The 6,246-nt window shown below is 75.3% G+C and carries 2 protein-coding genes; both read right to left on the reverse strand.

Features of this window, described 5'->3' with window-relative positions; translation table 11 throughout:
- The coding region (locus tag VGR37_17280) for an amino acid adenylation domain-containing protein (protein ID HEV2149164.1) at positions 1-4,701 on the reverse strand (4,701 nt) is incomplete at its 3' end.
- Positions 4,702-4,757: 56 nt separating this feature from the next.
- The coding region (locus VGR37_17285) for a non-ribosomal peptide synthetase (GenBank protein HEV2149165.1) at positions 4,758-6,246 on the reverse strand (1,489 nt) is incomplete at its 5' end.

Genomic DNA, 6,246 nt, shown 5'->3' on the forward strand with positions numbered 1-6,246 from the left:
GTGGACGCAGGCGCGCGGCAGCGCGGCGGCGGTGGCGTTCCAGGCCTCCAGCACCTGCACCCGTTCGGCCCCGCGCAGCAGCGACACCTCCGACACGCGCGCCTCCGGGCGGGCCGCCATCGAATCCAGCAGGGTCTCCAGGTGCCGCGCCATCCGCTCGGCCGTTGCCGCCTCGAACAGCGACGTCCGGCGGGTGAGCGTCCCCGAGAGGCCCGCCTCCCCCTCCAGCATCTCCAGTCCCAGGTCGAATTTGGCGACTCCCTCGCCGGCGGCGAACGGCTCCAGCTCGACCCGGCCCAGCCTGAGCCGGTCGCCGCCGCCGTCACGCCCCAGCGAGAACGCCGCCTGGAACAGGGGCGCGTACATGACACTGCGCTCCGTCACCAGCTCCTCCACCAGGCGCTCGAACGGCACATCCTGGTGGGCGTACGCCCCCAGCGCCTCGTCCCGGACCCGGGCCACCAGCTCCCTCCACGTGGGGTCGCCGCCCAGCCTGCCCCGCAGCGCCAGCATGTTGACGAAGAAGCCCACCAGCCCCTCCAGCTCCGCGTGCGTCCGCCCCGCCACCGGCGTCCCCACCACCACGTCCTCCTGGGCCGCGTAGCGCCCCAGCAGCGCCTGCCAGCCGGCCAGCAGGGTCATGAAAAGCGTCGCCCCCTCGCGCCGCGACAGCGCCCGCAGCGCCCCCGCCGCCTCCTGCGACAGCCGCAGGGGGTGGCTCCCGACCCGGGCGCTCTGGCCCGGCGCGCGCGGGTGGTCCGTGGGGACCTCCAGCAGGGGCGGCGCTCCGGCGAGGCGCGCCTTCCAGTAGCCGAGCTGCTCCGCCAGGACCTCGTCGCTCAGGCGGCGGCGCTGCCACAGGGCGTAGTCCGCGTACTGCACCGGCAGCTCGGGGAGATGCGCCGCCTCGCCCCGGCTCAGCGCGGCGTAGAGGACCGACATCTCGCGCACCAGCACGTCCGTGCTCCACCCGTCGCTGACGATGTGGTGGAGCGTGAAAAGCAGCACGTGCTCCTCGGCGCGCAGCCGCAGCAGCACGCTGCGCAGCAGCGGTCCCCGCGCCAGGTCGAACGGGCGGTCCGCCTCCTCCGCCACCTGCCGCGCCATCTCGCGCTCCGGGTTCGGGAGGGTCCCCAGGTCCACCAGCGGCAGCCGGGCGGGGGCGGGCGGGCAGACGACCTGCACCGGCTCGCCGTCGCGCTCCTCGAAGACCGTCCGCAGCACTTCGTGCCGGCGCACCAGCTCGCCGATGCTCGCGCGCAGCGCGGCGGCGTCCAGCGCGCCGCGCAGGCGCAGCGCGAAGGGCATGTTGTAGGCGGGGCTCTCCGGCTCCAGCCGGTCCACGATCCACAGCCGCTGCTGCGCGAACGAGAGGGGGAGCGGCCCCTCCCGGGAAGCCCGCTCGGGCGGGGCGCCGCCGTCTAGGGTGCCGGCGCGCAGGAGGGCGTCCAGGCGCCCTGCCAGCGCGGCCACCGTGGGCGTCTTGAACACCGCCAGCAGCGGCACCCTCACGCCCAGCGCCTGCCTCACCCGGGCGACGATCTGCATCCCCAGCAGGGAATGGCCCCCCAGCTCGAAGAAGTCGTCCCGCACGCCCACCCGCTCCACGCGCAGCACCTCCGCCCAGATCCCGGCCAGGATCTCCTCCGTGGGAGACCGGGGCGCCACGTACGCGTCCCCCCCGCTCCCCTCGGGCGCCGGCAGCGCGCGCCGGTCCGCCTTTCCGTTGGCCGTCAGCGGCAGAGAATCCAGGATCACGTACGCCGCCGGCGCCATGTACTCCGGGAGCCGCTCCCGCACGCGCTTCTGCACCGCGCCGAGGACGGCTTCCGCTCCCGGCTCCGGCACGAGGTAGGCGACCAGCCGCTTCTCCCCGGGGGCGTCCTCCCGCGCCACCACCACCGCGTCACGCACCCCGCCGTGCTCCCGCAGCGCGGCCTCGATCTCCCCCGGCTCGATCCGGAACCCCCGCACCTTCACCTGCTCGTCCGTCCGCCCCAGGTACTCCAGCTCTCCGTCGGCCCGCCACCGCGCGCGGTCCCCCGTCCGGTACAGCCGCGCCCCCGGCTCCCCCCCAAGCCCGTCCGGCACGAACCTCTCGGCCGTCAGCTCCGGCCGGCCCAGGTACCCCCGCGCCACCCCGGCGCCGCCCACGTACAGCTCCCCCACCACCCCCGCCGGCAGCGGCTGCTGTCCTTCCCCCAGCACGTGAAGCCGCGCCGCGGCTATGGGCCTGCCGATGGGGACGCCGCCGCCCGCGGCGGGCACCTCCGCCACCCGGTACACGCAGCACCCCACCACCGTCTCCGTGGGACCGTACTCGTTGACCAGCGCCGTCCCCGGCGCTACCCGCCTCCAGTACGCCGCCGTCTCGGGGGGGAGGGCCTCCCCGCCCACCACGAGGGTGCGCGCCGCCGCCGCGGCCTCGGCCTCTGAGAGCTGCTCCGCCAGCAGGGCGAGGTGCGCGGGGGTGAGCTTGACCAGGGTGAAGCCCGGCTGCTCGCGCAGCGCCCGGGCGAGCCCGTCCACGCCCGCCTCCTCCGGGACCAGCACCACCCGCCCGCCCTGCAGAAGGGGGACGAGGAGCGAGGTGACCGTCAGGTCGAAGGCCAGGGAGGAGTGCACCGGGGCCCCGTGCCCCTCGCCGGCGTACGCCTCCGCGGCCCACGCCAGGTAGTTGCTCAGCCCCCGGTGCACCACCTCCACCCCCTTGGGCCGGCCGCTGGACCCCGACGTGTAGATCACGTACGCCAGCCCGTCCGGATCGACGCGGGCGGCGGGCGGCCCGGCACTCTCCGCCGCGATCCGAGCTCCGTCGCGGTCCAGGCAGACCGTCTCGCCCGCGTGGGCGGGGAGGCGCTCCAGGAGGCGCTCCTGCGTGAGGAGCACGGGCACGGCGGCGTCGCCCAGCATGTAGGCGATTCGCTCGGCCGGGTAGGCGGGGTCGATGGGCACGTAGGCCCCGCCAGCCATCAGGGTGCCCAGGAGGCCGACCACCAGCTCGGGCGACCGCTCGGCGCAGATCCCCACCCGCGTCTCGGGGCCGACGCCCCGGCTCCGGAGGTGCAAGGCCAGCCGGCCGGCCCTGCACTCCAGCTCTGCGTAGGTGAGCGACTCGCCCCCGAAGGCCACCGCCACGTCGTGCGGGGTGCGCGCCGCCTGCTCCGCGAAGAGCTCGTGCGCGCACGGCAGTAGGTGCGCGGCCGCCGGGGCGCAGGCCGCCTCCAGTAGCCGCGCCCGCTCGGCGCCGCGCAGCATCGACAGCTCGGAGAGCCTGCGCTCCGGGCCCGCCGCCATCTCCTCCAGCAGCGCGGCCAGGTGCACCAGCATCCGCTCGGCAGTGTCCGCGTCGAACAGCGAGGTCCGGTAGCCCAGCACCCCGGTCAGCGCCTCCTCGCCGTCCGTCATCTCCAGCTCCAGGTCGTGCTTGGCCACCCGGGCGATGGCCGAGAACGATGCCACCTCCACCTCGGCCAGCATCAGCGCGGCTTCCTCGCTGGCCGGCTGCAGCAGGAAGTTCACCTGGAAGACCGGGTCGTGGGTGGGGCTGCGCTCCGTCACCATCTCGTCCACCAGGCGCTCGAACGGCAGCTCCTGGTGGGCGTACGCCCCCAGCGCGGTCTCCCGCACCCGCGCCAGCAGCTCCGCGACGGTGGGGTCGCCGGCGAGCTCGCCGCGCAGCGCCAGCATGTTCACGAAGAAGCCGATCAGCCCCTCCGTCTCCCTCCGCGTCCGCCCGGCGATGGGGGTACCCACCACCACGTCGTCGATCCCCGCGTAGCGCGCCAGCAGCAGCTGCCAGCCCGCCAGCAGCGTCATGAACAGCGTCGTGCCCTCCCGCCGTGACAGCGCCCGCAGCGCCCGCGCCGCCTCCGCGGAGAGCGCGAACTCCCGGCTCCCCGCCCGCACGCCGTTGCCCGCCGCGCGCGGGCGGTCGGTGGGCACCTCCAGCAGCGGCGGGGCGCCGCGCAGCTTGTCCTTCCAGTACGCCAGCTGCTCGTCCAGCACCCGCCCCGTGAGCCGGCCGCGCTCCCATACGGCGAAGTCCGTGTACTGCAGCGGCAGTCCCGGCAGCTCCGGCACGCCGCCCCGGCTGAAGGCCTGGTAGAGCTCCGACACCTCGCGCACCAGCACCTTCATGCTCCAGCCGTCGCTGACCACGTGGTGCACGGTGAAGCAGATCACGTGCTCCCGCTCGTCCAGGCGCAGCAGCGTGCTGCGCAGCACGGGCCCGCGGGCCAGGTCGAAGGGCCGCTGCGCCTCGGCGGCGACCAGGCGCCGCGCCTCCCGCTCGCCGTCCGGAACCCCGCGCAGGTCGACGAGCGGCAGCGGCACGGGCGCCGCCGGGCCGATCACCTGCACCGGCTCTCCGCCGTGCTCCCGGATGACCGTGCGCAGGGACTCGTGCCGCCGCACCAGCTCGCTTAGGCTGCGCCGCAGCGCGCGCGGGTCCAGCTCGCCGTGCAGCCGCAGCACGTGCGGGATGTTGTAGGCAGGGCTGTCCGGCTCCATCTGGTGCACGAGCCAGAGCCGCTGCTGCGCGAAGGACAGCGGCGCGGGGCCGCGCGAGGCGCGGCGGGGGATCGTCTCCTGGACCCGCGCGCCCCGCTCCCGCAGGATGTTCTGCAGGAGCACCTGCCTCGCGGCGGACGAGAGGTGCCCGAGCGCGCCCGTGACTCCGTCGGTGGGCTGGTGGCTCATGTGTGGTGACGTTGAAGGATGACGTTCTCTACCGCTCTTCCGGACCGGAGCACGGGTCAATCACCGACGTACGTCTCCTGCCCCGGCTCCACCCGGCTCAGGTGCTCCGCCAGCTGCGCGGCGTCCAGCCCGCCGATCAGCAGCTCCTCCAGCGTCCTCGCCAGGGCCTCCACGGTGGACGCCTCGAAGAGCGTCCGCAGCGGCACCTCGACGCGCATCGCCTGCCGCAGCCGTGAGAGCACCTGCGTCGCGAGCAGCGAGTGCCCCCCCAGCTCGAAGAAGTCGTCCCGCACCCCCACCCGCTCCCGCACCAGCACCTCCGCCCAGATCTCCGCCACGAGCTCCTCCATCGCCGTGCGCGGCGCTTCGTACGCCGCCGCCTCCGGCGCAGGCAGCGCCCGCCGGTCGATCCTGCCGTTGGCGTTCAGGGGGAGCGTTTCCAGGACCACGTACTCCGCCGGCACCATGTGCTCCGGCAGCCGCTCCCGCAGCCGGCTCTTCATCTCTTCCGTCGGGACCGCTCCGCCCTCCCCAGCCACCAGGTACGCCACCAGCCGCTTCTCCCCCGGCACGTCCTCCCGTGACACCACCGCCACCTCCCGCACCGGCTCCTGCTCCAGCAGCGCCGCCTCGATCTCCCCCGGCTCGATCCGGAGCTCCCGCACCTTCACCTGGCCCTCGGTCCGCCCCAGGTGCTCGAGCACCCCCTCCGCCCGCCAGCGCACCCGGTCTCCCGTGCGGTACAGCCGCGCCCCCGCCTCACCCGAGTACGGGTCGGGCACGAAGCGCTCGGCCGTCCGCCATGGGTCGCCCAGGTAGCCGCGCGCCACACCCACGCCCCCGGCGTACAGCTCGCCGGGCTGGCCGACGGCCGCCGGCGCGCCGTGCGCGTCCACCACGTAGACGCGCGTGTTCCCCACCGGCCGGCCGATCGGGACCGCCTCCCTCGCCCCGGATGGCTCCGCCACGGTGTGGCAGCAGGTGAAGGTGGTGTTCTCCGTGGGGCCGTACACGTGCAGCAGCCGCCGCGGGCCGGCCCCCTCCACCACGCGGCGCACGATCTCCGCGTCGACAGCCCCGCCCCCGAAGAGCACGTGGCGCAGGGTGGAGAAGGCGTCCGGCACCTCGTGCACGACGCGGTTGAAGAGGACCGTGGGGAGGAAGAGCGCGCTGACGCTCCGCGCCCGCAGCTCCTCCGCGAAGCCGGCCGGGGAAAGCGACGGGTCGCGGTCGACGACCACCAGGCTGGCGCCGTGGAGGAGCGCTCCCCAGACCTCGAAGACCGCCGCGTCGAAGGCGGGGCTGGCGACCTGCGCGATGCGCTCGTCGGGGCCGAAAGGGAAGAAGCCTCCGCCGCGCACCAGGCGCACGACGGCCCGGTGCGGGACGGCCACGCCCTTGGGGCGGCCCGTGGAGCCCGAGGTGTAGATGACGTACGCCAGCTGCTCCGGGTCGCCCGCCACGGCCGGCGGCGTGCCGGGGAGGCAGGCGACCGCCGCGGCGACGGCGGGGTCGTCCAGCCGCAGCGGCCCGGCGCCCGTGGGC

It is taken from the genome of Longimicrobiaceae bacterium (assembly GCA_035936415.1).
Classification (GTDB): Bacteria; Gemmatimonadota; Gemmatimonadetes; order Longimicrobiales; family Longimicrobiaceae; genus JAFAYN01.